The sequence below is a fragment of the Streptomyces sp. NBC_00075 genome, assembly GCF_045041225.1.
In the GTDB taxonomy this organism is placed as follows: domain Bacteria; phylum Actinomycetota; class Actinomycetes; order Streptomycetales; family Streptomycetaceae; genus Streptomyces; species Streptomyces adonidis.
The window spans coordinates 4,116,175-4,141,638 of the sequence record NZ_CP108243.1 but is presented as its reverse complement, the minus strand read 5'-3'; the positions used below and the strand labels follow the sequence as shown (position 1 = coordinate 4,141,638).

General features: G+C 70.5%; 21 protein-coding genes. 16 read left to right on the top strand and 5 right to left on the bottom strand.

Annotated elements, in window-relative coordinates:
* Nucleotides 1-87 precede the first annotated feature (87 nt).
* Both OG787_RS17630 and tsaE read left to right on the top strand, forming a co-directional pair.
* Nucleotides 88-1,344, top strand: coding sequence for an alpha/beta fold hydrolase (locus tag OG787_RS17630; RefSeq protein ID WP_369030594.1), 1,257 nt, complete (start codon nucleotides 88-90; stop codon nucleotides 1,342-1,344).
* Complete coding sequence (tsaE, locus tag OG787_RS17625) at nucleotides 1,310-1,858, top strand: tRNA (adenosine(37)-N6)-threonylcarbamoyltransferase complex ATPase subunit type 1 TsaE (RefSeq protein ID WP_405535706.1); 549 nt, start codon at nucleotides 1,310-1,312, stop codon at nucleotides 1,856-1,858. The genes OG787_RS17630 and tsaE overlap by 35 nt, the downstream gene beginning before the upstream one ends.
* Nucleotides 1,859-2,258: 400 nt before the next feature.
* Here tsaE and OG787_RS17620 read toward each other — a convergent pair whose 3' ends face one another.
* Complete coding sequence (locus OG787_RS17620; protein WP_405535705.1) at nucleotides 2,259-2,816, bottom strand: hypothetical protein; 558 nt, start codon at nucleotides 2,814-2,816, stop codon at nucleotides 2,259-2,261.
* A gap of 110 nt (nucleotides 2,817-2,926) precedes the next feature.
* Here OG787_RS17620 and tsaB point away from each other — a divergent pair, with 110 nt between their 5' ends.
* The 10 genes from tsaB (at nucleotide 2,927) to OG787_RS17570 (ending at nucleotide 15,562) form a co-directional block, all read left to right on the top strand.
* Nucleotides 2,927-3,583 (top strand): tRNA (adenosine(37)-N6)-threonylcarbamoyltransferase complex dimerization subunit type 1 TsaB, encoded by a 657-nt coding sequence (gene tsaB, locus OG787_RS17615; RefSeq protein ID WP_405535704.1) that lies wholly within the window; start codon nucleotides 2,927-2,929, stop codon nucleotides 3,581-3,583.
* On the top strand, nucleotides 3,580-4,146 hold the full coding sequence (rimI, locus tag OG787_RS17610; RefSeq protein WP_405535703.1) for a ribosomal protein S18-alanine N-acetyltransferase: 567 nt from the start codon (nucleotides 3,580-3,582) through the stop codon (nucleotides 4,144-4,146). The genes tsaB and rimI overlap by 4 nt, the downstream gene beginning before the upstream one ends.
* Nucleotides 4,139-5,245 (top strand): tRNA (adenosine(37)-N6)-threonylcarbamoyltransferase complex transferase subunit TsaD, encoded by a 1,107-nt coding sequence (tsaD, locus tag OG787_RS17605; RefSeq protein ID WP_405535702.1) that lies wholly within the window; start codon nucleotides 4,139-4,141, stop codon nucleotides 5,243-5,245. Before rimI ends, tsaD begins: the two co-directional genes overlap by 8 nt.
* Entirely contained in the window at nucleotides 5,242-5,496 is a 255-nt protein-coding gene (locus OG787_RS17600; RefSeq protein ID WP_369030599.1) for a hypothetical protein, read from the top strand. The genes tsaD and OG787_RS17600 overlap by 4 nt, the downstream gene beginning before the upstream one ends.
* 247 nt (nucleotides 5,497-5,743) lie before the next feature.
* Nucleotides 5,744-11,995 (top strand): DNRLRE domain-containing protein, encoded by a 6,252-nt coding sequence (locus OG787_RS17595; protein ID WP_405535701.1) that lies wholly within the window; start codon nucleotides 5,744-5,746, stop codon nucleotides 11,993-11,995.
* A 117-nt stretch (nucleotides 11,996-12,112) separates the two neighbouring features.
* Nucleotides 12,113-12,361 carry a hypothetical protein gene (locus OG787_RS17590; RefSeq protein WP_369030601.1) on the top strand — a complete coding sequence of 83 codons (249 nt, stop codon included), beginning with the start codon at nucleotides 12,113-12,115 and terminating at the stop codon, nucleotides 12,359-12,361.
* An 8-nt stretch (nucleotides 12,362-12,369) separates the two neighbouring features.
* The gene (locus OG787_RS17585) at nucleotides 12,370-12,858 is read left to right on the top strand and encodes a hypothetical protein (protein ID WP_405535700.1); all 489 of its coding nucleotides are present in this window, start codon (nucleotides 12,370-12,372) and stop codon (nucleotides 12,856-12,858) included.
* 230 nt (nucleotides 12,859-13,088) lie between these two features.
* A complete protein-coding gene (locus tag OG787_RS17580) occupies nucleotides 13,089-13,592 on the top strand; it encodes a SigE family RNA polymerase sigma factor (RefSeq protein ID WP_369030603.1) in 504 nt (167 codons plus the stop codon).
* 60 nt (nucleotides 13,593-13,652) lie between these two features.
* Nucleotides 13,653-14,630 carry a hypothetical protein gene (locus OG787_RS17575; protein ID WP_369030604.1) on the top strand — a complete coding sequence of 326 codons (978 nt, stop codon included), beginning with the start codon at nucleotides 13,653-13,655 and terminating at the stop codon, nucleotides 14,628-14,630.
* Nucleotides 14,627-15,562: a DUF3152 domain-containing protein gene (locus tag OG787_RS17570; protein ID WP_369030605.1), complete on the top strand. Its 936-nt coding sequence runs from the start codon at nucleotides 14,627-14,629 to the stop codon at nucleotides 15,560-15,562. The genes OG787_RS17575 and OG787_RS17570 overlap by 4 nt, the downstream gene beginning before the upstream one ends.
* Before the next feature lie 22 nt (nucleotides 15,563-15,584).
* Here OG787_RS17570 and OG787_RS17565 read toward each other — a convergent pair whose 3' ends face one another.
* Genes OG787_RS17565 through OG787_RS17550 form a run of 4 tightly spaced genes read right to left on the bottom strand, consistent with a single transcriptional unit; the run spans nucleotide 15,585 to nucleotide 21,112 of the window.
* A complete protein-coding gene (locus OG787_RS17565) occupies nucleotides 15,585-17,894 on the bottom strand; it encodes a glycoside hydrolase family 3 N-terminal domain-containing protein (protein WP_405535699.1) in 2,310 nt (769 codons plus the stop codon).
* Nucleotides 17,895-17,944: 50 nt separating this feature from the next.
* Nucleotides 17,945-18,850, bottom strand: coding sequence for a carbohydrate ABC transporter permease (locus OG787_RS17560; protein ID WP_369030607.1), 906 nt, complete (start codon nucleotides 18,848-18,850; stop codon nucleotides 17,945-17,947).
* Between the two features lie 4 nt (nucleotides 18,851-18,854).
* On the bottom strand, nucleotides 18,855-19,754 hold the full coding sequence (locus OG787_RS17555) for a carbohydrate ABC transporter permease (RefSeq protein ID WP_369030608.1): 900 nt from the start codon (nucleotides 19,752-19,754) through the stop codon (nucleotides 18,855-18,857).
* Nucleotides 19,751-21,112: an ABC transporter substrate-binding protein gene (locus OG787_RS17550; protein WP_405535698.1), complete on the bottom strand. Its 1,362-nt coding sequence runs from the start codon at nucleotides 21,110-21,112 to the stop codon at nucleotides 19,751-19,753. The genes OG787_RS17555 and OG787_RS17550 overlap by 4 nt, the downstream gene beginning before the upstream one ends.
* Before the next feature lie 141 nt (nucleotides 21,113-21,253).
* On the opposite strand from OG787_RS17550, the gene OG787_RS17545 reads away from it, so the two are divergent.
* From OG787_RS17545 to OG787_RS17530, 4 genes are all read left to right on the top strand, one after another.
* Nucleotides 21,254-22,306, top strand: a complete 1,053-nt coding sequence (locus OG787_RS17545; RefSeq protein WP_369030610.1) for a LacI family DNA-binding transcriptional regulator — start codon at nucleotides 21,254-21,256, stop codon at nucleotides 22,304-22,306.
* 159 nt (nucleotides 22,307-22,465) lie between these two features.
* Nucleotides 22,466-23,800, top strand: coding sequence for an endo-1,4-beta-xylanase (locus tag OG787_RS17540; protein WP_405535697.1), 1,335 nt, complete (start codon nucleotides 22,466-22,468; stop codon nucleotides 23,798-23,800).
* A gap of 98 nt (nucleotides 23,801-23,898) precedes the next feature.
* Nucleotides 23,899-24,981 carry an LCP family protein gene (locus tag OG787_RS17535; RefSeq protein ID WP_405535696.1) on the top strand — a complete coding sequence of 361 codons (1,083 nt, stop codon included), beginning with the start codon at nucleotides 23,899-23,901 and terminating at the stop codon, nucleotides 24,979-24,981.
* 117 nt (nucleotides 24,982-25,098) lie between these two features.
* Entirely contained in the window at nucleotides 25,099-25,455 is a 357-nt protein-coding gene (locus OG787_RS17530; RefSeq protein ID WP_405535695.1) for a YciI family protein, read from the top strand.
* Nucleotides 25,456-25,464: the final 9 nt, after the last annotated feature.

Sequence of the window (25,464 nt, the reverse complement as noted above, 5' to 3'; positions counted from 1 at the left end):
TTGTCCGGCGGCACGAGTCACCCCGGCAGCCTCATCAGTCATTCAGTCAGTCAGTTGTTCCAGAGTCACTTCAGCGAGGAGCGGTACGTGAGCGAGAGCAGTGCGGAGGTCGTCGCGAGCGCCGCCACGGCGGCCGTGGCCTCCGCCACGGGGGCGTCGGCGAACTGGCGCCGGGCGACCGGCATCGTCGGCGTCGCCATAGGAGTGGTGGCCGCCGGTGCCGCCGCGGGTGTCGCCGTCGAGCGGATGACCGTGGGACGAGGGATGCGCGAGAAGGCGCGGCTCGCGCTCGACTCGACGGGCCCGTACGGCTCGCTGCGCGGCACCCCGGGCAAGGCGTACGCCGACGACGGCACCGAGCTGTACTACGAGGTCGACGACGTCGACCCGGCGGCCGCGCCCGCCCTCACGCCGCGCAGGCGCCGCCTGTTCGGACGCAAGGCCCCGGCCCCCGTCACCGTCGTCTTCAGCCACGGCTACTGCCTCAACCAGGACTCCTGGCACTTCCAGCGGGCCGCCCTGCGCGGGGTCGTACGGAGCGTGTACTGGGACCAGCGCAGCCACGGCCGGTCCGGGCGCGGCGCCGCCCAGATCAACGACGGCACGCCCGTCTCCATCGACCAGCTCGGGCAGGACCTGAAGGCCGTCCTCGACGCCGCCGTGCCCGAGGGGCCGATCGTGCTCGTCGGGCACTCCATGGGCGGGATGACCGTCATGGCCTTCGCCGACCAGTTCCCGGACGTCGTACGGGAGCGGGTCGTCGCGGTCGCCTTCGTCGGTACGTCGTCCGGGCGGCTCGGCGAGGTCAACTTCGGGCTGCCCGTCGCGGGCGTGAACGCCGTACGGCGGGTGCTGCCCGGAATACTGAAGGCGCTGGGGCAGCAGGCCGAGTGGGTCGAGCGGGGGCGGCGGGCCACCACCGATCTCTTCGCCGGCATCATCAAGCGGTACTCGTTCTCGTCGAGGGACGTCGATCCGGCCGTCGCCCGGTTCGCCGAACGGATGATCGAGGGCACGCCCATCGATGTCGTCGCCGAGTTCTACCCGGCCTTCACCGAGCACGACAAGACCGAGGCGCTCGGCCACTTCAAGGATCTGCCCGTGCTGGTGCTGGCCGGGGTCGGCGACCTCGTCACGCCCAGCGAGCACAGCGAGGCCATGGCCGACCTGCTGCCGGACGCCGAGCTGGTCCTCGTGCCGGACGCCGGGCACCTGGTGATGCTGGAGCACCCGGAGGTCGTCACCGACCGGCTCGCCGACCTGCTCACCCGCGCGGGTGCCGTGCCGGCAGGGGCTACCGTTTCCGGTTATGGAAGCACCAGCGGCAGCGCACAACCAGGCTGAGTTCCCCTTGCCCTCCCCGGCCCCTCAGTCCTCCGGTCACTCCTTCGAGCTCACCGTCGACTCGCCCGAGCAGATGCGGGAGTTGGGCCTCCGGCTCGCCAAGCTCCTGCGGGCCGGCGACCTCGTGATGCTCACCGGTGAGCTGGGCGCGGGCAAGACGACGCTGACGCGCGGGCTCGGCGAGGGGCTCGGGGTCCGGGGTGCGGTCACCTCGCCCACCTTCGTGATCGCCCGCGTCCACCCCTCCCTCGGCGACGGCCCGCCGCTCGTCCACGTGGATGCGTACCGGCTGGGCGGCGGTCTCGACGACATGGAGGACCTCGACCTCGACGTCTCGCTGCCCGAGTCCGTGATCGTCGTGGAGTGGGGCGAGGGCAAGGTCGAGGAGCTGACCGACGACCGGCTGCATCTGCTGATCCACCGGGCTGTCGGTGACACCACCGACGAGGTGCGGCACGTCACCCTCACGGGGGTGGGGGAGCGATGGGCGTCGGTTGACCTCAGCTCGATCTGAGCGCCGGACGAACGTTTGCGTGAATGTTCCGACAATCGGTCGGCAAGATGTTGCGTTGGGTGTCTTGCGCGTGGTCACATGGTATCCAGTTCGTGGTTAGGTTTACCTAACTACGTCCGCCCCCGGACCTCAGGAGGCGTCCATGTCGGCTACCGAGAGCACGCCTGCGCCGCAGCGGTCTGCGGTGCCTGGGGTGTCCATGCGGGAGTTGTTGGCTGCGGGTGTCGCTGCGCGGGCGGTTTCGACGCCTCCGCGTGTTCCCGATGTGCCGCCGGTTCAGGAACGGCCCAAGGCTGCTTGATTGTTGGCTGCGGCGCCGTCGTGGCTGGTCGCGCCCACGCGGCGGTAGCCGCAAATTCAGAACAGCCCCGCGCCCCTGAAGGTGGGGCTGCGCCCCCCTTCAGCGGATCACGATGACCCGTTCCCCGATCGTTGCGAACTCCCACATCGCGTTTCCGTCCGGGCGGGTCTCGCGGATGCCGCCTGTGCGTGCCTCGGGGTCCAGGTTCGGTTGGGGGGCCGTGGGGTCCACCGCCGCGCTGAAGCCGATGGCCACGCCGTCGACGCCCGTGAAGCGGACCACGTGTTCGATGGGGGTGCCGTCGGTGCCCGTGATCGAGTTCGAGCGGGATGTGACCAGGTAGCTGCCCGGTGCCGGGTCGACCGTGCCCGGTGCGACGGTGAAGGTGCGGAGCACCTTGTTGTTCGTGGCGACGATCCACACCCGGTCGTCGTCCAGGGAGTAGACGACCCGCTTGCCCTTGCCGGTGCCGCGTGGCAGGGCGTCGGGGTGCCGGGTGTCCCGGGGGACCTTGGAGGTCGTCACCGGAGTCGAGGAGGACAGGCGCTCGGCCTCCGGGCGCGGGGCGTTCGCGGAGGCCTGGTAGGTGAGGAAGCCGACCGTGGCGAGGGCCGCCACGGTGAGCCCGGCCACGAATCCCGAGCTGCTCCTGGTCACCGGCGCCCACCTCTTCGTCTTGTACGTCCCGTTTTGTGGCGACGGTAGCAGCAGCCGTACCGCCGACCGGGGCGGCCGTACGGGGGGCGCGGGCGCCGTAGGCTGTTCGCGTGCTCTTGCTCGCTCTGGATACCGCCACCCCGGCCGTCACGGTCGCCCTGCACGACGGGACGGCCGTCGTCGCCGCGTCGAGCCAGGTCGACGCGCGCCGGCACGGGGAACTGCTGCTGCCCGCCGTCGACCGGGTCCTCGCCGAGGCGGGCACGGGCCTCGACGCCGTCACCGGCGTCGTCGTCGGCATCGGCCCCGGCCCCTACACCGGCCTGCGCGTCGGCCTGATGACCGCCGACACCTTCGGACTGGCGCTCGGCGTCCCCGTACACGGCGTCTGCACGCTGGACGGCCTCGCGTACGCCGCCGAGGTCGAGGACGGCCCCTTCGTCGTGGCGACCGACGCCCGCCGCAAGGAGGTCTACTGGGCCCGCTACAGCGACTCCCGTACGAGGGTGACGGAGCCGTCCGTCGACCGGCCGGCGGACATCGCCGACCAGGTCGCGGGCCTGCCGGCCGTCGGCGCGGGCGCCCTGCTCTACCCGGACACCTTCCCCGAAGCGCACGGGCCCGAGCACGTCTCCGCCGCGGCCCTCGCCGCCCTGGCCGCCGAACGGCTGGCGGCGGGCGTCGAACTCCCCGCACCCCGGCCCCTCTACCTGCGCCGCCCCGACGCCCAGGTCCCCAAGAACTACAAGGTGGTCACCCCCAAGTGACGACTGCCGTGCTGCGCGAGATGCGCTGGTGGGACATCGAGCCCGTGCTGGAGCTGGAGAAGGACCTCTTCCCCGAGGACGCCTGGTCCCGTGGCATGTTCTGGTCGGACCTCGCCCACGCGCGGGGACCGGAGGCGACCCGGCGGTACTTCGTCGCCGAGGATGAGGGGGCTGACGGAAGCAGGCGGATCATCGGGTACGGGGGGCTCGCCGCCGCCGGTGACGTCGCCGACGTACAGACGATCGCCGTCGCCCGCGAGCACTGGGGCACGGGGCTCGGTGCCGTGCTGCTGACCGAGCTGCTGCGGGCGGCGACCGCGTTCGAGTGCGCCGAGGTCATGCTGGAGTGCAGGGTGGACAACGTGCGCGCGCAGAAGCTGTACGAGAGGTTCGGCTTCGAGCCCATCGGGTTCCGGCGCGGCTACTACCAGCCGGGGAACGTCGACGCCCTGGTGATGCGGCTGCGCGACCCGGCGGCATCGGTCCCCGAAGCCCCCTCCGCACCTTCGGCCCCCTCAGCACCTTCAGCCCCTTCAGTACAAGGAACCGAGAGCAATGGCTGACTCCAAGGACGTCCCGCTCGTCCTCGGCATCGAGACCTCCTGCGACGAGACCGGCGTCGGTGTCGTCCGGGGGACCACGCTCCTCGCGGACGCCATCGCGTCCAGCGTCGACGAGCACGCCCGGTTCGGCGGTGTCGTGCCCGAGGTGGCCTCGCGCGCGCACCTGGAGGCGATGGTGCCGACCATCGAGCGGGCGCTGAAGGAGGCGGGCGTGAGTGCGAGGGACCTCGACGGCATCGCCGTCACCGCCGGTCCCGGGCTCGCGGGCGCGCTGCTGGTCGGGGTCTCGGCGGCGAAGGCGTACGCGTATGCGCTGGGCAAGCCCTTGTACGGGGTGAATCACCTCGCCTCCCACATCTGCGTCGACCAGCTGGAGCACGGGCCGCTGCCCGAGCCGACGATGGCCCTGCTGGTCTCCGGCGGCCACTCCTCCCTGCTGCTGTCCTCGGACATCACCTCCGACGTACGGCCGATGGGCGCGACCATCGACGACGCGGCCGGCGAGGCCTTCGACAAGATCGCGCGGGTGCTGAACCTGGGCTTCCCCGGCGGTCCGGTCATCGACCGGTACGCGCGGGAGGGCGACCCTCGCGCGATCGCGTTCCCGCGCGGGCTGACCGGGCCGCGCGACCCGGCGTACGACTTCTCCTTCTCCGGGCTCAAGACGTCCGTGGCCCGCTGGATCGAGGCGAAGCGGGCGGCGGGCGAGGACGTGCCGGTGCGTGATGTCGCGGCCTCCTTCCAGGAGGCGGTGGTGGACGTGCTGACCCGGAAGGCGGTACGGGCCTGCAAGGACGAGGGTGTCGACCACCTGATGATCGGCGGGGGCGTGGCCGCCAACACGCGGCTGCGGGCCCTCGCCCAGGAGCGCTGCGAGGCGGCCGGTATCCGACTCCGGGTGCCCCGGCCCAAGTTGTGCACGGACAACGGCGCGATGGTGGCGGCGCTGGGCGCGGAGATGGTCGCCCGGAACAGGGCCGCCTCCGACTGGGACCTGTCGGCGGACTCGTCGCTGCCGGTGACCGATCCCCATGTGCCGGGGCGCGCTCACTCGCACGATCACGTGCACGAGGTCAGCAAGGGGAACCTGTACACGTGACCGTCGCGTTGATGTGGGAGGCGCGGGCCGTCGAGGGACGCGGGGACGAACTCCTCGCCTGGGCACGGGCGCAGGTGCTGCCGGCGACTCCGGTGCGCCGGGAGAACATGCGGGCTCCGCAGGACCGCGTTCTCGTCATCACGTGGTGGGACGCGGAGTTCGACGCCGAGCTGCCGGAACTTCCCGAGCCGGGCGCGGAGCTGGTGACGCGGGCGGTGCACCGGTGGCGTTTTGAGGTGGTGGGCGAGTGATGTCCCCATTTCCCGTCAAGGATTGGGCAACCCTCGCTTTGCCAGTGTGAGGGCGAACGGGCCGGACGAAATGGACGAATCGGGGCCGCCCGGCGGGGCGGTTTTCCGTGCCCATCCGCCCCCTTTGAATCCGCTTTATGTTTCCTGGGGCCGTCGTTGAGGCGATCTCCGCCCGCGTCCGCACCACCCCTGATGATCAAGCCGCTTTTGCCTGTGTGACCGCACGCGGGCATGAAGGGGGCTGATCATGCATCAGAGACGCAGACAGAGACAGAGACATGTGCGCCGTACGGCTGTGGCCGTGCTGGTGGCACTCGCGGCCCAGGTCGCACTCGTGGAGCAGGGCGGTGGGCCGGCGTTCGCCGCGGACACGGGTTCGCACGCGAAGACGTCCACGGCGGCCAAGAAGTCCGCCACCAAGGTCTCCGGGCCCGCCGAGGCACAGGACGAGGCCTCCGCCGTACTGATGGCCCGTCTCCAGCACCGGAAGATCGAGGTGCTGTCGGCCCGTACGGCCGATTCGACGACATACGCGCTGCCTGACGGGCAGTTGCAGACGCAGGCCTATGCCGGGCCGATCCGGACGAAGGTCGACGGGGTCTGGAAGAACATCGACACCTCGCTCTCCGACACCGGAGCCGATCTCACTCCCGCCGCCGCGCCCGCCGATGTGGCCGTCTCCGACGGCGGTGACACCCGTCTGGCGTCGGTCAGCAAGGGCAAGGAGTCCTTCGGGCTCGGCTGGGCCGCGAAGCTCCCGGCCCCGACGGTGAAGCACAACACCGCGTCCTACGCTCTCGGCGGCGGCCAGACCCTGTCGGTGAGCGCGCTCGCGCAGGGCTTCTCCGAGAACATCCGCCTCGCCGACAAGCCTTCCGGCGGGGCGGTCTCCTACCGCATCCCGCTCAACCTCGCCGGGCTGAAGCTGTCCCGGGCCGCCTCCGGGCACCTTCTGCTGAAGGACACCAGCGGCAAGCTGGTCGCCGAGGCGCCCGCGCCCATGATGTGGGACGCCAGCATCGACAAGGCCTCCGGCGAGTCCGCGCACCAGGAGCAGGTGGCGACGAAGATCGAGACGGCCGCCGACGGCAGCCAGACCCTCGTCCTCACGCCGGACACGTCCTTCCTGGCCACCGCCACCTACCCGGTGACCGTCGACCCGACGACCACCCTGGCCGTCACCACCGACACCTGGGTGCAGAACCCCGACTACCCCGACTCGCAGATCAGCTCCGAGGAGCTGAAGTCGGGGACGTACGACGGCGGGACGGACACCGCGCGCTCGTATCTGAAGTTCGACGTGTCGAAGTTCGCGGGCAAGCACATCACCGCCGCGACGATGTCGCTGTACAACTACTACTCGGCGACCTGCTCGACCTCCGGCGCGGCCACGCTCGCCAAGCGGATCACCTCGACCTGGTCGTCCTCGTCGATCACGTGGGGCGCGCAGCCGACCACGACGACGACCGGTGACGCCTCCAACACCGGGCACTGGGGCTACGACTCCTCCTGCGCCGCGAACTGGTCCAACTGGAACCTCCAGGCCATCACGCAGGCGTGGGCGGACGGTTCGACGAACTACGGGCTCCAGATCGCGAGCGCGAGCGAGACGGACTCCACCACCTGGCGGCGCTTCCGCTCGGCGAACTACTCGACGTCCGGGTACGCGCCGAAGCTGTCGGTCACCTACAACTCGTATGCCACGACCGCCAGTTCGTCCGTCTCGCCGAACTACGCCAACCCCTACAACGGCAAGACGTACGTGACCTCCCTGACGCCGACGCTGTCGGCGAAGGTGACGGACGCGGACGGCTCCACGGTCAAGGGGCAGTTCGAGATCACCGCCGATCCGGCCTACGCCGACACCACGTACACCTACACGGGTACGTCGGCGTCCGTGGCCTCCGGGGCGACCGCCAAGCTGACGATCCCGTCCGCGTCGGCGTTCCCCGCGGGCAAGCATCTGCGGCTGCGCGTGCGCGGGTACGACGGGACGGACTACGGGTCCTGGTCCTCGTACAAGACCTTCGTCATGAACACCGCGCTGCCGGCCGCGCCGACCATCTCCTGCGACCCGTACACGGCCGACACCTGGACGGCGACGGCGACCGGCGGGGCCACCTGCACCCTGGACACGACCTCGACCGACGGCATGGGCTACGCCTGGGGCCTCGACGACTCCACCGTGCCGGGGCGGGTGTACGACACCGCGAGCGGCAGCGGAGGCATCGCGCTGACCATCACCGTCAACCCCGGCGAGGACTGGCACAAGCTGTACGCCAAGACCGTGGACTCGGGCGGGAACCTGTCGTCGGCGACCACCACCTATGCCTTCGGTGTCGGTGACGGGGCCGGGCTGCTCACGCCGGGCGACGGGGACACGGCCGCGCGCCGGGTGAGTCTGACGGCGACCGGGAAGACGACGTACACGGGTGTGACGTACCAGTACCGGCGTGGTGAGACGGACTCCTGGCAGAGTGTGCCGGTCGCCGATGTCACCAAGTCGTCGGACGGGTCGGCTGTTTCGGCCTGGCCGGTCGCGGTCACCAGCGGCAGCCCCGCCGCGCTGACCTGGAACGTGACGACCTCGCTGACGGAGGACGGGCCGGTCGACATCCGGGCCGCGTTCACGGACGGGACGACCACCGCCTACTCCCAGCCGCACACGATCACCGTGGACCGCAACGCGGGTACCGCGCCGAGCGCCGATGTCGGCCCCGGCTCGGTGAACACCCTCACCGGTGACTTCACGCTCTCCGACACCGACGCCTCCGCGTTCGGGCTGACGGTGTCGCGCACCGCGTCCTCGCGCCGGCCGGCCGCCGGTTCGGACGCCGAGGGCCAGGTCGCGATCTTCGGGCCGCAGTGGACCTCGGGTACGACGGCCGAACTGACCGACTCCGACTGGGCGTACGTGCGCAAGACGTCGGCCACCTCGGTGGCGCTGGTGGACGTCGACGGCGACGAGACCGGGTTCACCGCCACCAGCTCCGGCGGGTGGAAGCCGGAACCCGGTTCGGAGGACCTGACGTTGACCGGGTCGCTGACGGGCTCCTTCACCCTGAAGGACGACGACGGCACGACCACGACCTTCGCGAAGGTCGACCCGGCGGCCACGACCTGGCAGGTGGCCAGCACCTATCTGCCGACCGACAACTCGACCACCAAGGTCGTCTCGGAGAAGGTGACTTCGGGCAGCACCACGCTGGCCCGCCCGAAGTACGTCATCGCGCCGACCTCGGCGGTCTCCTCCTCGACGTGCGAGACGACCCCGGCGACGGCGGGCTGCCGCCTCCTCCAGTTCGTCTACGCCACGTCGACGACGGCGACTTCGAGCGCGCTCGGCGACTACAGCGGGCAGGTCCAGCAGATCAAGCTGTGGGCCACCTCCCCGGGCGCCTCGGCGGCGACCGCGACCGTGGTCGCGCAGTACTCCTACGACGACTCCGGGCGGCTGCGTGAGCAGTGGGACCCGCGGATCAGTCCCGCGCTCAAGACGGCGTACACGTACGACAGTTCGGGCCGGGTCACCACCCTGACCCCGCCCGGCGAGCTGCCGTGGACCTTCACGTACGGGCAGGCGGGCAACGCCGCCACCGCCGGTTCCGGCATGCTGCTGGCGGCCTCCCGCCCCAACCTGACGGCGGGCAGCAAGAGCACCACGGACGGTACGACGGCCACCACCAGCGTGGTGTACGACGTCCCGCTCTCGGGCACCGACGCGCCCGACGCGCTGGGTACTTCGGACGTGGCAGCGTGGGGCCAGACCGACGTCCCGACCGACGCGACGGCGGTCTTCCCGGCCGACTCCGTCCCGTCCTCCCACACCGGCGGCGACCTGGCCGCCGGCGACTACACCCGGGCGACGGTCACCTACACCGACGACTCCGGCCGCGAGGTGAACACGGCCACGCCGGGCGGGCACATCAGCACCACCGAGTACGACCGCTTCGGCAACACCGTGCGTCAACTGACCGCCGGGAACCGTGAGCTGGCGCTCGCCACCAGCGGCGCCGGACAGGCGGAACAGGTCGCGCTGAGCATCGACCAGCTGACCTCGGCCGACCGGGCCGACCAGCTCTCCACCCGCTCGGTCTACTCCTCGGACGGGCTGCGCGAGACCGACGAGTACGGTCCGCTCCACCAGGTCACGCTCACCTCGGCACTGGCCGCGGGCTCGGGCGGCACCGACCTCCCGGCGGGCAGCCAGGTCCCGGCGCGCGAGCACACCGTCAACACCTATGACGAGGGGCGCCCGACCGACGGCACCGCGACCGTGGCCAACCAGGTCACGACCGCCAAGTCCGGTGCGTACGTGGCCGGTTACCCGTCGGACGCGGACGTACGGACGACGACCACGGGCTACGACTGGGTCAAGGGTCTGCCGACCAGCACGGTCACCGACCCGTCCGGCCTGGCGCTGAAGAAGACCACGGCGTACGACTCCCAGGGCAGGGTCACCAAGACCACGCTCCCCAAGTCGTCGTCGGGGTCGGGCACGGACGCCGGGACCACGGTCACGACGTACTGGTCGGCCACCGGCACGGGCGCGTGCAACGGCCGTCCCGAGTGGGCGGACCTGGTCTGCTCGACGGGACCCGGCGGTGCGATCACGGACGGGGGCTCCAACCCCTCCCAACTGCCCACCAAGACGGTCGAGTACGACCGCTGGGGCAACACGGCGAAGACGACGGAGACCGCGAACTCCGTCACCCGCACCACCACCGACACCTATGACGCGGCGGGCCGGCTGACGACCACGTCGGTCAGCGGTGGCGTGGGCACGGCGGTGCCCGACGTGACGACGACCTACGACGCCTCCAACGGCGCCGTGGCGACGGTCGCGTCGAACGCGGGCACGATCACCCACGTCCAGGACCAGCTCGGAAGGGAGATCTCCTACACGGACGGTGCCGGCAACACGGCGACGACCAGCTACGACGCCCTGGGCCGGGTGACGAAGGCGACGGACTCGGCGCCTTCGACGACCACCTACACCTACGACACGTCGAAGGACCCGCGGGGCCTGGAGACCTCCCGCACCGACTCGGTCGCCGGGACCTTCGCGGCGACCTACGACGCGGACGGCGACCTGGCCACCGAGGCCCTGCCCGGCGGTTACACCCTCACCGCCGCGCAGGACGAGACGGGCACGGAGACGTCCCGGGTCTACACCAGGGACAGCGACGGCACGGTGGTCGCCTCCGACACGGCCGACCGCTCGGTGCAGGACCAGACGGTCGCCGACACCGACTCCAACGGCCTGACCAGGTCACGGGCGTACGCCTACGACGCGGCCGGCCGCCTCACCCGGGCCGACGACACCGACCCGAACGGTGCCTGCACGCGCCGGGACTACACCTTCGACGGCAACACCAACCGCACCGCTCTGGCCACCTCGACGAGTGACGTGGGCGTGGCGTGCACGTCGACGGGCGCGACGACGACCTCGTACGCCTACGACAGCGCCGACCGCCTGGAGACCACGGGCACGGTGTACGACGCCTTCGGCCGCACCACCACCCAGGCGTCCGGCGCGACCATCGGCTACTACGCCGACGACCTGGTCCGTCAGCAGACGTCGGGCACCAACCGCCAGACGTGGACCCTGGACGCGGCCGACCGCCTGGCGTCCTGGACGACGGAGACCCAGGCCACGGACGGCACCTGGTCGCAGACCGCCGCCAAGACCAACCACTACGGAGGTGACAGCGACAGCCCCGACTGGGTCCAGGAGACGGCCTCCACCGTCACCCGCAACGTCCAGGGCACGGACGGCGACCTCGACGCGGTCACCAGCGCCACCGGTGACACGGTCCTCCAGCTGACCGACATCCACGGCGACGTCACGGTCCAGCTCCCGCTGGACACGGCCCAGTCCCCGACGGCACTGGCGTACGACGAGTACGGCAACGCCGAGCCCAACTCCGCCACCGCCCGCTACGGCTGGCTCGGCGGCAAGGAGCGCTCCAGCGAGACGGTGACGGGCGCGACGCTGATGGGCGTACGGCTGTACGACCCGACGACGGGGCGCTTCCTTCAGGTGGATCCGGTACCCGGAGGTTCGGCGAACGCGTACGACTACGGCGCCGCCGACCCGGTCGACCACCTCGACCTGGACGGTCGCTGGTGGGGTCACCGCACCTTCTGGAACACGGTGTCCTTCTTCAGCTACCGCTCCTGGATCGACGCGGGTGGCGCGGCGGCTCACCGGCACTACCGGAAGGCCTGGCACTACGCGTCCGGTGGAACGGGTTCGGTCACGGCCGGGCACGCCCACGGCGTCTTCTGCCAGCGGTGGTGCCGTTACGGCGCACGGCACGCCCGGAGCAGCGGCTGGCACCTCTTCGGCCGGCTGGGCGCCCGCACGTTCGGCTGGGAGATCAGCGTCGTGGCCACCGGCCTCGACTACTGGCACACAAGGGGACCGGTGACCAGCTACCGCCGGACCTCCTGGGCACCCGGCTACCGGTATGGGTATCACCGGCGCTATATCTGATCAACCCTGATCAGCTCCCTGACCAGCTCTCTGGTCAGTCTTCTGATCAACCACAGGCGCCCCGCGGTCAGCAGCCGCGGGGCGCCCTCCGCCGCACAAGAAGACGAGAAGACACGCATGACCATCGACCCGGACTCGACGCGCGGGCGCATCATCTACGCCCGCCAGGCCAACCCCTGGCCTCTCCTGTGGGGCCGGCTCGCCCTCTGGGCCGCCCTGTCGCTCCTGGCAGGACTCACCCCGTTCGCCGTTCCCGACGCACCCGTCTGGATCTGGCCGCTCGCCCTGGTGGCCTGTCTCCTCATGGCCGGCCAGACGATCGGTGTCATGCGGAGCAAGGGCAGCGGCGAGAAGGAGCGGGGCTGAGGGAAAACGTGGAAGTCGCCCTGAACGCAGTGGCGTTCGCCGTCGCCGCGGTTCTCGTCGGGGGAGGGGCACTCCACCTTGCGGGACGCGGAACGCCGGTGGGCCCTCCGGGGCGCCGGGGCACGGCGGGCGCCTGGGCGAACGTCCTGTTCGGCGCGGGGCTCGCCCTCGGCACCGCGGCACGCATCCCGGACAGCCACCGGCTCCTGTGGGACGACGTGCTCCTAGGCCCGGCGTTCGTCTGCGTCGTCGTCGCGTTCTTGCTGTACGTGGGGGACCGACCGGCTGCCCGACAGGCTGTCCGTCCCGAGCAAGTCGCCCTGATCGCCACCCTGATCGTCTTCGGCGCCCTGTCGGCCTGGCTGCTGCCCGACGGCTGGAGACTGGCCTCCCTGCCCATCGCCCTGACCTGCGCGACGATCGTTCAGCGGTATGTGGCCGGGCGCACGGCGCAGAGGCACAGCGGGGACGACGGCAAGGGAAACGGCCATGAGTGAGCGCCGGTCGCCGTGAGTGGTTCCGTCCGTTGGGCGGGCGGGAGTCCGTCGGCCTGCTCCCGCATCGGACCAGAATTTTTTTTCGTATCCCTTCAACCTTTCCGCCCCGAGCACGCTCAAGAACAGGTGAGGGCGAGACCTGTGAGGCGTGTGAGGGGCGTGATGCGTATGAGGCACGTGAGCCAAAGCAACAGCCTCAGCGATACGCATGACGGGAAACGGGAGGGTGGATGTCGGCGACGGTCCGGCAGCGGGACTTCGAGGAGTACGCGCGGGCGGGCCGGCAGCGCCTGTACCGGACGGCGTATCTGCTCTGCGGCGACCGCGAGCACGCCCGCGACCTGGTGCAGTCCACGCTGGCCCGCCTCTTCCAGCACTGGCACCGGGCGAGCCGGGCCGACCACCTCGACGCCTACGCCCGTACCGTCCTGACCCGGCTGTTCCTGCACGAGCGCCGGAGGCGGCTGCGCGACCTGCTCGCCCACGCCCGCCCCGACCCCGCGCCCGCCGCGCCCAGACCCGATCTGCGCGTCACGCTCATGGCCGCGCTCGGTGAACTCCCGCCCCGGGCAAGGGCGATGGTCGTCCTGCGCTACTGGGAGGACCTGAGCGTGTCGGAGGTGGCCGCGCAGCTGCGGTGCAGCGAGTCCACCGTCAAGAGCCAGTGCTCGCGCTCCCTGACCCGGCTGCGCGCGGAGCTGGGCGACGCCCATGTGTACACCGCCGAGTACTGACTCCCCGGCCCCCCGTCCCTCCGTACATCGCCCGATCTGCCGCGTCAGAGAGGAACTTCCGTGCACGACACGCCACCCGGCCGCCCGCACGGGCCCGAGCCGGACGCCGTCCCCGACGACGCGCTCGTCGGGGAGCTGAGGGAACTGATGGAACGGGCGGCCGCCGGACTCGCGCCGCTGCCCGATCTGACACAGGAGGCGGTACGGCTGGGCAGGCTCCGCCGGATCCGGGCGCGGCTCGCCGTGGTCGGCGCGGTCGTCGGGGTCCTGGCGGTCGGGGGCATCGGCTCGGTCGCGTTCGGCGGTCTGGGCAGCGCCGCGTCGCAGCCCGTCAGCCCGGCGGTCGCACCGCCCAGCGCGTCCCGGACGTCGGCAGTGCCGTCCCCCGCCCCCTCCCTGACAGCGCCGGTGCCCGTGGCCTCGGCCTCGGAGGCCGCGGTTCGCGGGGCGCGGACGGCGGAGGCGCTGACCCGGGCGCTGGGCGACCTGATCGGGACCGTCACCCCGGCCGGCGTGGACCACTTCGCCGGCCGGCTGAAGGGTCACATCTTCCCCGTGACGTTCCAGGTCATGCCGGGAGGGGGCGGCCTCGCCGAGTGCCGGGACCTGCCCGAGACGGCCACGACGTGCAGGACGGCCTCGCTGCCCGACGGGAGCGAGGTGCGGGTCATCGTGTCGGGCGGCACGCTGTGGGGCGGCCAGTCCTTCAGTGTCAGCTACCGCTATGCGGAGAGCACCGTGAACCTGACCGTCACCCCGGACGCCGACGCCCAGGTCTCCCCGCCCGTCACCGTCGACCAACTCGTGGCCGCGGCGGGCACCAAGGCACTGCTGACCGAGGTGAGGGACCAGGCGAAGGACCGGGCGTTGGACGCGGCGGAGGCCGCGGAGGACTCCTCGGGCGAGGCCTCCGACTCCCCGTCCGCCCCGGCCGAGACCGCGCCCGCCACGGCCGAACCCCCCACCGCCGAGCCCTCCCTGGCAGACGACCCGAGCGGTACCGACAGCACGAGTGAGACAGGCGGTTCCTCCCGATGAGTGAGCAACGACGTGCAGTGAACGGTTCGCGCGGCCGGATCGCCTTACGGCGGCGACGCAAGCAGCGGGTCCGGCTCGGCGCGATCGGCGCCACGGTCTGTCTCGCCGCGCTCGGTACGGCGGCGGTGCCGCTGCTCCTGCCCCGGCTGCTGCCGGACAACGCGTCGCGGGCCGGTTCCCCGGAGGCGGTCCGGACGACGGCCGAGCCCACCCCGGACCCGGGAACGTCCGCGACGCGGGGCGCCACGAGTTCGCCCCCGGACGACTCCACCGTCGCCGGGTCCCCCGACCCCTCCGAGTCGCCCAAGTCGCCCAAGTCCCCGAGCGCCACCGGCACTTCGGGGTCCGGGAAGGGTTCCTCCACGACGCCCACCATCCCCGCCTCCGGCCCCGGCACCTTCGACACGGCCCCGGTCGTCGTCACCGGGCCCGCCTCCGGTACGCCCTTCCGCGTCCAGGTCGAGGACGGCGCGGGCGTCGACCCGAAGGACGCCGCCCGGCAGATCGGCGCCATCCTGGGCGACCAGCGCGGCTGGCGGCAGGCAGGCGCCCGCTTCCGCCAAGTCACCGGCTCGGAGGCCGAGTTGACGTTCAAGGTCGCCACCGCGGCCACCACCGACAAGCTGTGCAACGTACGGCAGCCGGAACACATCGGTGAGGTCAACTGCCGTGCGGGCGTCAACGTGGTGATCAACCTCAAGCGCTGGCAGCTGGGTTCCCCCGAGTTCGACGGTCCGGCGACCGAGTACCGCGCCCTGATCGTCAACCACGAGGTCGGCCACTGGCTGGGACGGGGGCATCTGACCTGCCCGGGTCCGGGCCAACCGGCGCCCGCGATGATGCAGCAGATCGACGGCCTCAAGGGCTGTGTCTCCAACGCCTGGCCGTACGACTCGCAGGGCCGCTATCTGGACGGCCCCGCGGTGCCGTAGCGGAGGAGAGGGGACCGGCCCGCTAAGGGCCGACCTCCGTCTCGCACCGCAGCCGCCGCTCCGCCCCCAACTCCCTTACCGCGCCCACCAGTCGGACCCGGGCCGTGTGCCGCACATCCGCACTCGACGCCCCCAACCGCAGCTCCAGCGCCCCCGGTTCGACGATCCGCCGCCCCGCGCGGTTCGTGAACGCCGACAGATCCGCGTGGAACCGGAACGTCACCCGGCGCGCGGCCCCCGGCGCCAACTCCAGCCGCTCATAACCGATCAGCCGGACATCGGGCCGGGTCACCGAGGCCACCGGATCGTGCAGATACAGCTGCACGACCTCGGCCCCGGCCCGCGCCCCCGTGTTCCGGACGGTCACCGACATGTCGTACGACCCGGCCGTCCCGATCTCGGCAGGACCGCCCTCATCGAGGTCCTCCCAGGCGAACGAGGTGTACGAGAGCCCGTGCCCGAAGGGATACAGCGGCGTCGGGTCCAGGCTGCTGACCTCGCCCGCGAGCCCCAACGGCGGCTGGAGGTACGTCCACGGCTGCCCCCCGCGCTCCCTCGGCACACTCACCGGCAGCCGCCCCGACGGGGTGACGCGGCCCGACAGCACTCCCGCGACCGCCGGGCCGCCCTCCTCCCCGGGGAAGAACGCCTGGACCACTGAAGCGAGTTGACCGTGCCAGCGCCCCAGCGCGTACGGCCGTCCGGTGAGCAGCACGAGCACCACCGGAACCCCCGTCGACACCAGCGCGTCCAGCAACTCGGCCTGCACACCCGGCAGTTGCAGGTCGGCGACATCACACCCCTCGCCCGACGTACCCCGCCCGAACAGGCCGGCCCGGTCGCCCAGTGCCGCCACGCACACATCCGCCTCGGCGGTCCGGGCCACCGCCTCCTCGAAGCCTCCCGTGTCCGGCCCCGAGGTGTCGCAGCCCTCCGCGAACGTCACCTTGGCGTCCGGGAGTTCGGCGCGCAGGGACTCCAGGAGAGAGGGGATGTCGAGCCCCACCGGGGTATCCGGATGGCTGGGCAGGACATGCGAGGGGAACGAGTAGCACCCCAGCATGGCCAGGGAGTCCGCCGCCCTGGGCCCGACGACCGCGATCCGCGTGTCCGGGGCGAGCGGCAGCAGCCCGTCCGGGTTGTCGAGCAGCACCACCGACTCCTCGGCCAACCGCCTGGCCAGCGCCCGGTTCCCGGCCGAGTCCAGGTCGATCGGCCCGCCGTCCGGCTCCGGCCGCCAGTCCTCGTCCAGCAGCCCCAGCTCGCACTTCTGCGCCAGCACCCGCCGCGCCGCCCGGTCCACGAGCGACTCCGCTACGTCGCCCGCCCGTACGGCCGCCACGAGCGCGTCGCCGTAGCTCCGGATCGTCGGCAGCTCGACATCGATGCCGGCAGCCAGGGCGACATGGGCTGCCTCGGCCGGCGTACCGGCGACCCGGTGCAGGGTCTCCAGGAAGCCGATGCCGAAGTAGTCGGAGACGACCGTGCCCGTGAACCCCCAGTCCTCGCGCAGGAGTTGGGTGAGGAGCTGCGCATCGGCGGAGGCCGGGACACCGTCCGTCTCGTTGTAGGCGGCCATCACGGAACGCGCCCCGCCCTCGCGCAGCGCCATCTCGAACGGGGGGAGGGTCACGTCCGCGAACTCCCGCACGCCTGCCCGGACGGGAGCGAGATTGCGGGCGCCGGCCGAGGACGCGTACCCCGCGAAGTGCTTCAGCGTGGCGATGATCCCCGCCGACTCAAGACCCCGCACGTACGCCGACCCGATCGTCCCCACCAGATACGGGTCCTCGCCGATCGTCTCCTCCACCCGGCCCCAGCGCGGATCCCGTACGACGTCCAGGACCGGGGCGAGGCCCTGGTGGACGCCGACCGAGGCGAGGTCGCGGCCGATGCGGGCCGCCATCTCCTCCACCAGTTCGGGGTGGAAGGTGGCGCCCCAGGCCAGCGGGACCGGGTACGCCGTCGCCTGCCAGGCCGTGAAGCCCGCCAGGCACTCCTCGTGGGCCAGCGCCGGGATGCCGAAGCGGCCCGCCTCGGCGATCCGGCGCTGGGCGCGGGCCAGTGCCTGCGCGCCCAGCGCCGGGTCCACGGGGGCCGTACCGAAGGGGCGCGTGAGCTGGCCCAGGCCTCGGGTGATCAGCTCGTCCCACGTGTAGTCGGCGGTCATGTCGTGCTGGTGCGGGGCGACGCCGTGGCCGTCCGTCGAGGCGCCCACCCACACGCCGTACAGCTGGGCGGTCTTCTCCTCCAGGGTCATCCGGGAGAGCAGGTCGGCGACACGGGCGTCGGTGGACAGGGCCCGGTCACGCCAAGGGGCGGTCGTCGTCATGAAACTCCTGTCAGGGGCTGCGAGTTGACGGGGTGCGTCCTCATCGGTGCTCACTTGCCGCCCACGCCCATCAGGCCGCCGATCAGCGCTCGCCGGGCCACCAGATAGACGGCGAAGATCGGGATGCCGGAGAGGACGACCGACGCGAGCAGGGCGGGGATGTTCACGCCGAACTGGCTCACGTAGTTGAAGAGGCCGAGGGTGAGGACGCGGGGCTCGTCGGACTGGGTGAAGATCAGGGGGAAGAGGAAGCCGTTCCAGGCCTGGAGGGCCGCGTAGATCACGACGGTGCTGATACCGCCCTTGGCCAGGGGGATCGTCAGCTGGAACAGCATGCGCAGGGGAGAGGCGCCGTCGAGGGCCATCGCCTCGTACAGATCCTCCGAGATGTCCCGCAGGGTGCCGGTGAGGACCAGCACCGAGACCGGCATCGCGAAGGCCGCCGTCGGCAGGATCACCGCCAACAGGCTGTCGTACAGGTCGAGTTTGGCGATGAGGAGATAGAGGGGGACCACGACCGCCTGCGCCGGGATGGCCACCCCGAGCAGGAACAGCCGGAAGGCCGCGCCCGACCAGCGGGTGCGGGTGCGCACGGCGACGTACGCCAGCGGGACACAGAGCCCGAGGACGATGGCCACGACCGTGACGGCCACGATCACCGTGTTGCTCAGCAGATGCCCGAAGCCTGAATTGAGGACGGTGTTGTAGTTGTCGAGGGTCGGATCGGTGGGCGGTTTCAGGGGGTTGCCGGTGAGGGCCTTGTCCGGGCCGGTGAGCGAGGCCGACAGCATGGCGTAGATCGGGACGAGGACGATCACCAGCCAGACGATCGAGCCAAGGCCCGCAAGGGGGTTGGCGCGCCGGGTCCAGTGCCGGCGACGGCGGTTCGGCCGCCCTGCCGGTGGCTCCGGGCGCTTGTCGGTGGCCGTCGGACGGGGGAGGGTGTCGTGTGACACTCCGTCACATCCCTTCACGCGTACTGCGCATGCCGCCGAAACCGGTCAGCCGGACGAGCAGCAGGGACAGGCCGGTGGCGGCCAGCACGAGGGCGGACGCGATGGCGCTCGCATAGCCGAAGTCGTACGTCTTGAAGCCCGCCTCGTACATCAGGTACGGCAGGATCGCCGTGTCCGTGCCGGGGCCGCCCTTCGTCAGGATGAGCACCGTCTCGAAGTACGTCAGCGATCCGACGACGATCAGCACGGTGGACGTCGTGATCGTGTGGCGCAGCTGCGGGAGCGTGATCGAGAAGAACTGGCGGTAGCGGCCGGCGCCGTCAATTGCCGCAGCCTGGTAGAGCACTTGGGGAATCTGCCGGGCCCCGCCCTGGTAGATCAGCGTGTGGAACGGGATGAACTGCCAGCCGCCGACGAACACGATCGCGAGGAACGCGCCGCTCGTCGAGCCCAGGGTGTCCTTCTGGATGATGCCGAAGTTCGGGTCGAGCAGGGCGTAGAAGAGCAGCGCGATCGCCGTCGAGGAGAGCAGGAACGGGACGAAGAAGATCGCGGAGAGGATCGCCCGGTTGCGCTGGCGGCCCGCCGCCCAGACGCCGAGCAGCAGCGCCACGACCGTCTGGAACACCCAACTCGCCGCCGTCAGAAGGATGGTGAGCGTGAGGGACTGGGTGAGGCGCGGATCGTCGAGGATCTTCTGCCAGTTGGCGAGACCGACCGGCTTCGGGTCGCCGAGGCCGTCCCACTTGGTGAAGGAGAGATAGAAGGCCAGGGCCATCGGGACGACCGCGAAGAAGGTGAAGAAGAGCACCGCCGGCAGCGCCCAGACGGCGTTCGGCCGCCCGGCCCGCACTTTCCGTGCCTTCGGCGCTTTCTCGCCCCCGGAAGTGACCGTGGAGCTCACTTCAACCCCTTGCACGCCGACACGAAATCGCTGGGCGACGACTTGCCCGTGAACAGCTTCCCGATCTCCGTGTGCATCTTCGTGCCCAGCTCGTCGCCGAGCGCCTGGTCCCAGGAGAGCGTGAACGCCGGTGCCTGCTGGACCATGTCGTACTGGAACTTGGCGTACTCGGGGTTCGGCGCGGAGGACAGCAGCGCCGACGCGTTCGAGGTGGTCGGGACGTCGCCGAGGGCGACCAGGTCCTTCGCGTACGCCTCGGACGCGCAGTCCTTGAGGAACGCGATCGCCGCGTCCTTGTTCTGCGTACGGGGGTTGATGGACCAGTAGTTGGTGGGGTTGCCGACGACGTTGCGGACGTCGCCGACGCCGTCCTCGATCTTCGGGAAGGCCGCCCAGCCCAGGTTCGACTTGGCGAAGTCGGGGAACTTGCCGAGCTGCGTGGAGTACTCCCACGAGCCCATCAGATGCATCGCCGCCTTGCCCTTGGCGAACACCGCGGGGGCACCGCCGGCGACGTACGACACCGAGGTGAACTTCGACCCGAAGGCGCCGTCGTCGATGAGTTCCTTCACCATCTCGGCGGCCTTCAGGATCGCCGGGTCGCCCCAGCCCTCGGCGTCGCCGTCCTGGATGCGCTTGAAGACCTCGGGGCCGCCGATACGGTCCACCAGGTACTCCAGCCACATCAGTTCGGGCCAGACGTCGGAGCCGCCGAGGGCGAAGGGGGTGATCTTCGCCTTCTTCAGCTTGGTGTTGATGTCGAGCAACTGGTCCCAGGTGGTGGGCGGTTGGATCTTCTGCTCGGCGAAGACGGACTTGTTGTAGAAGAGGATCACCGGCTGCATACCGCGCATCGGTATGCCGTAGTGGCGGCCCTTGAGGTCCCCGGCGGCGAGCACGGACGGCAGGAAGCCGTTCTTCAGCACCGGGTCGTTCTCGATGGTGTCGGTCAGATCGACGATCTTCCCGGCCGCCTGGTACGCCTTGATGGAGCCGCCGCCCCAGTTGAAGAAGACGTCCGGGGCACTGGGCGACCCCATCGCCGTACGCAGCTTGGGCAGATAGTCCGAGCCCGGGATCTTCTCCAGCTTGACCTTGCCCTTGGCCGACTTGCTGGCGGCGGACTTGTTGAACCGGTCGACGGCCGCCTGCTGCACTTTCACGGCGTCGTCCCCGTACACGAACGCGGTGATGGTCCCCCCGCCCCCGCCCGAACCCTCACCCGAGCCGCACGCGCTCAGCCCGGTGGTGAGCAGGGCGGACGCACCGGCACCGAGCACCCAGCGCCGACTGAACCCCGTACCGCTGGTGCCCCTGGAACTGGTGGTACCGGTGGCCCGCCCTCTGTTGGACTCCATGACAGCACCTCTCGCGAATGTTCTGACCGAAACCTGACTGAGTCTCTGTACGAATCTTTCGGGTGGTACTTCGAATGTTCCGGGAACTTATGGTGGGACAGGGTCTTCGTCAAGAGGTCGCGCAGGGATACGATCGCGGCCATGAGACCCTCGAAACCCGCTGAAACGCAGACGACACCGCAGTCCACCCAGACCGCGACGCTCGCCGAGATCGCCCGCGAGGCAGGCGTCTCCGCTCCGACTGTTTCGAAGGTGCTCAACGGCCGCGCCGATGTCGCCCCCGCGACCCGGACCCGCGTCGAGGACCTGCTGCGGGCGTACGGCTACCGGCGCCGCCGCGCCGAGGCGACCCGCTCACCCCTCATCGACCTGGTCTTCCACGAACTGGAGAGCGCGTGGGCGATGGAGGTCATCCGGGGTGTGGAGAACGCGGCGCGGGAGGAGGGCCTGAGCGTGGTCCTCTCGGAGAGCGCGGGCCGCCTCACTCCCGGCCGCACCTGGGCCGACCAGGTCGCCGCCCGCCGCCCGCACGGCGTCATCCTGGTCCTCTCCGGCCTGGACGAGTCCCAGCGGGCGCTGCTGACCAGCCGCTCCATCCCGTTCGTGGTGATGGACCCGGCGGGCGACCCCGGCGACGACGTGCCGTCGGTCGGCGCGACCAACTGGCAGGGCGGCCTGGCGGCCACCCGCCACCTGGTCGAACTCGGCCACACCCGCATCGCCTCGATCAGCGGCCCGTCCCGCATGATGTGCAGCCGCGCCCGCGTCGACGGCTACCGCGCCGCCCTGGAAACGGCGGGCCTCCCGGTCGACCCCGACCTCCTCAAGGTCGGCGACTTCCACCACGAGACGGGCTACCGAGCAGGCCTCGAACTCCTCCGCTCCCCGAACCGCCCCACAGCAGTCTTCGCCGGCAACGACCTCCAGGCCCTGGGCCTGTACGAGGCGGCTCGCGAACTGGGCCTACGCATCCCGGAGGACCTGAGCGTCGTCGGCTTCGACGACCTCCCGATCGCCCGCTGGGTAGGCCCGCCGTTGACGACGGTCCGCCAGCCCCTGATGGAAATGGCGGAAACGGCGGCGAAGCTGGTCCTCGACCTGGGCCGGGTAGAGGGCACCCCAGGAGCAACAAGAGTGGAACTGGCAACAAGCCTGGTGATCCGCAACAGCACGACAACGCCGCCAGCTGTCTAACTGGGGGCGCGGTGTCCCACCCAGGGGCACGGGGAACTGCGCGACCAGCCACAACGCACCCGCAGACAAACGCACAACCTATTGACGGGTGCCACAACGCACCCCACACTGCCCCGAAGTCAATCGGTTGAACAACCGAAACTTTCGGAGGCACCCGCAATGAGACCCTCCAGAACAGCCTTATCCCTCCTCACCGCCGCAGCCACCACCGCCACCCTGCTCCTGGCCGGGACGGCAACCGCAGCAGACCCCCCACTGCGCGACCTGGCCACAGCCAAGAGCAAAGTCATCGGCACAGCGGTAACCGGCAGCAAACTCACCGGAACCTACGGCGACATAGCCGGCACCCAGTTCAACTCCCTCACCCCCGGCAACGCCATGAAGTGGGAATCCGTAGAGCCCACCCAAGGCACCTACAACTGGACCGAGGCCGACCAGATAGTCACCTTCGCCCAGGCCCACAGCCAACAGATCCGCGGCCACACCCTGGTCTGGCACAGCCAGAACCCCAGCTGGCTGACGAACGGCACCTGGACCCCCGCCCAGCTCAGCACCATCCTCCAGAACCACATCACCACCGAAGTCACGCGCTACAAGGGCCAGTTGGCGGCCTGGGACGTCGTGAACGAGCCCTTCAACGAGGACGGCACGTACCGCTCCACGCTCTGGTCCACCAACCTCGGCACCGACTACATCGCCCAGGCCCTGACCTGGGCGAGGGCCGCCGACCCGACCGCGAAGCTCTACATCAACGACTACAACGTCGAGGGCGTCAACGCGAAGAGCACGGCCCTGTACAACCTGGTCAAGTCCCTGAAGGAACGCGGAGTACCGATCGACGGAGTAGGACTCCAGGCCCACCTGATCCTCGGTCAGTACCCGGCCACCCTCCAGCAGAACATCCAGCGGTTCGCCGATCTGGGCGTCGACGTGGCGATCACGGAACTGGACATCCGTATGCAACTCCCCGCCACAGACGCCAAGTTGACCCAGCAGGCGGCCGACTACAAGGCCGTCATGGACGCGTGCGTGGCCGTGTCGAGGTGTGTCGGCGTGACCGTCTGGGGCTTCACGGACTCCGACTCCTGGATCCCGGACGTGTTCGACGGATACGGCGCGGCAACCCCGTACACGGAGACCTTCACCCCGAAACCGGCGTACTACGCGATAGCCCAGGCCCTCGGCGGCACCCCGTCCACCGAGGGCTGCACGGCGACGTACACGGTCCCGAACCAGTGGAACACCGGCTTCACGGGCCAGGTGACGATCACGTGCTCGGGCAGGTCGCTGTCGTCGTGGCGGGTGACCTGGACGTACGGCGCGGGACAGCAGCTCACACAGGCCTGGAACGCCACCTGCACCCAGTCGGGGACGGCGGTGACCTGCGTGAACGCCTCGTACAACGGGACGGTGCCGAGCGGCGGTTCGGTGAGTTTCGGGTTCAACGGGACATGGAGCGGGAGCAACCCCGTACCAACGGTGACGCTGAGCTGATCCCGGCCTGATCTCGGGCTGAGAAGTGTGAGATTTTCCGAAGAATGCCGGGCACGGGCCTCCGCTCGTAATAATTCGGACGTACGTTCCTCCCTGTGATGGGAGAAGAGGAACAGACGTCGGACGACGACGGGGGCGCGGAGAGACAGACGGCCCGGCAGACGGGCCGACGGCCGTCACGGTGGTTGAAGGCCGTCGGTTTCACACTCGCCGGCACCCTGGTGCTCGCAGCGGCGGCCGGGGGCTACGCCTACTGGCACCTGAACCGCAACATCAAGAGCGTCGACATCAACAGCGCGCTCGGCGACAACCGCCCGGCCAAGACACAGGCACTGCCGTCGACGGGCGCGTCCGCCTCGGCGACACCGCTCCCGAGCGAGGCGCTGAACATCCTGGTCCTGGGCTCGGATTCGCGCAGCGGCAAGCGGAACCAGGCACTCGGCGGCGGCAGCAGCGAGGGCGCGCGGTCCGACACCGCGATGGTCGTCCACCTCGACGCGGGCCGTACGAAGGCGACGATCGTGAGCATCCCGCGCGACACGCTGGTCACGCGCCCGTCCTGCCCCCTGTCGGACGGGAGTTCGACGGCGGAGGCGTACAACGTCATGTTCAACACGGCGTACTCGGTCGGCGGCCCGGTCTGCGCGGTCAAGACGGTGGAGTCGATGACGAACGTGCGCATGGACCACTACCTGGAGATCGACTTCGCCGGCTTCGCCGACCTGGTGGACGCGCTCGGCGGTGTCACGGTCACGACGGACGAGGACATCCACGACGACGACAGCCACCTCGACCTGACGGCGGGCGAACACCACCTCGACGGCACCCAGGCCCTCGCCCTGGCCCGCACCCGGCACGGCATCGGCGACGGCAGCGACCTGGGCCGGATAGGCCTTCAGCAGAAGCTCGTCAAGGCCCTCCTCCAGCAGATCTCCTCGACGAACCTGCTGACCAGCCCGGCCAAGCTGTACAAGGTCGCCGACGTGGCGACGGGCAGCCTGACCACGGACACCGGCCTGGACTCCCTCAGCGAACTGATGAGCCTGGGCCAGAGCCTGAAGGGCCTGTCGGCGGACGACCTGAAGACGGTGACGATGCCGGTGGTGACGGCGGCGTCGGACGCCAACCGGGTGGTCGCGGAGGAGCCGGAGGCGGCGGAGCTGTGGGCGTCTTTGAAGTAGGGGAGAAGTTTTCCGGAGACCGTGTCGATTCGGGCCGTCCCCGTTCGACGCAGTGGTGAGAGCCCGGAAAGGACCCGGGCCTCGCCCGATCCCGGGCCTTGCCCAAGGAGGAACCCCATGCCCCGCTATCTCTCCCTCGTGAAGATCGACGAGGCCACAGCCCCCGCCGAAGGCCCCAGCCCCGAGCTGATGCAGCGCATGGGCGAGCTGATCGAGGAGATCACCAAGGCCGGGGTGATGCTCGACACCGCCGGCCTGACCCCCACCGCACAGGGCACCCGCGTGCACTGGCAGGACGGCAGGATCTCCGTCACCGACGGCCCTTTCACGGAGTCCAAGGAGATCGTCGGCGGCTACGCCATCATGCAGTGCAAGGACAAGGCCGAGGCCCTGGAGTGGACCAAGCGCTTCCTGAAGGTGCACGAGGAGTACTGGACGGTGACCTGCGAGGTACGGGAGATCGCCGAGGGCTGATCCCTCCTT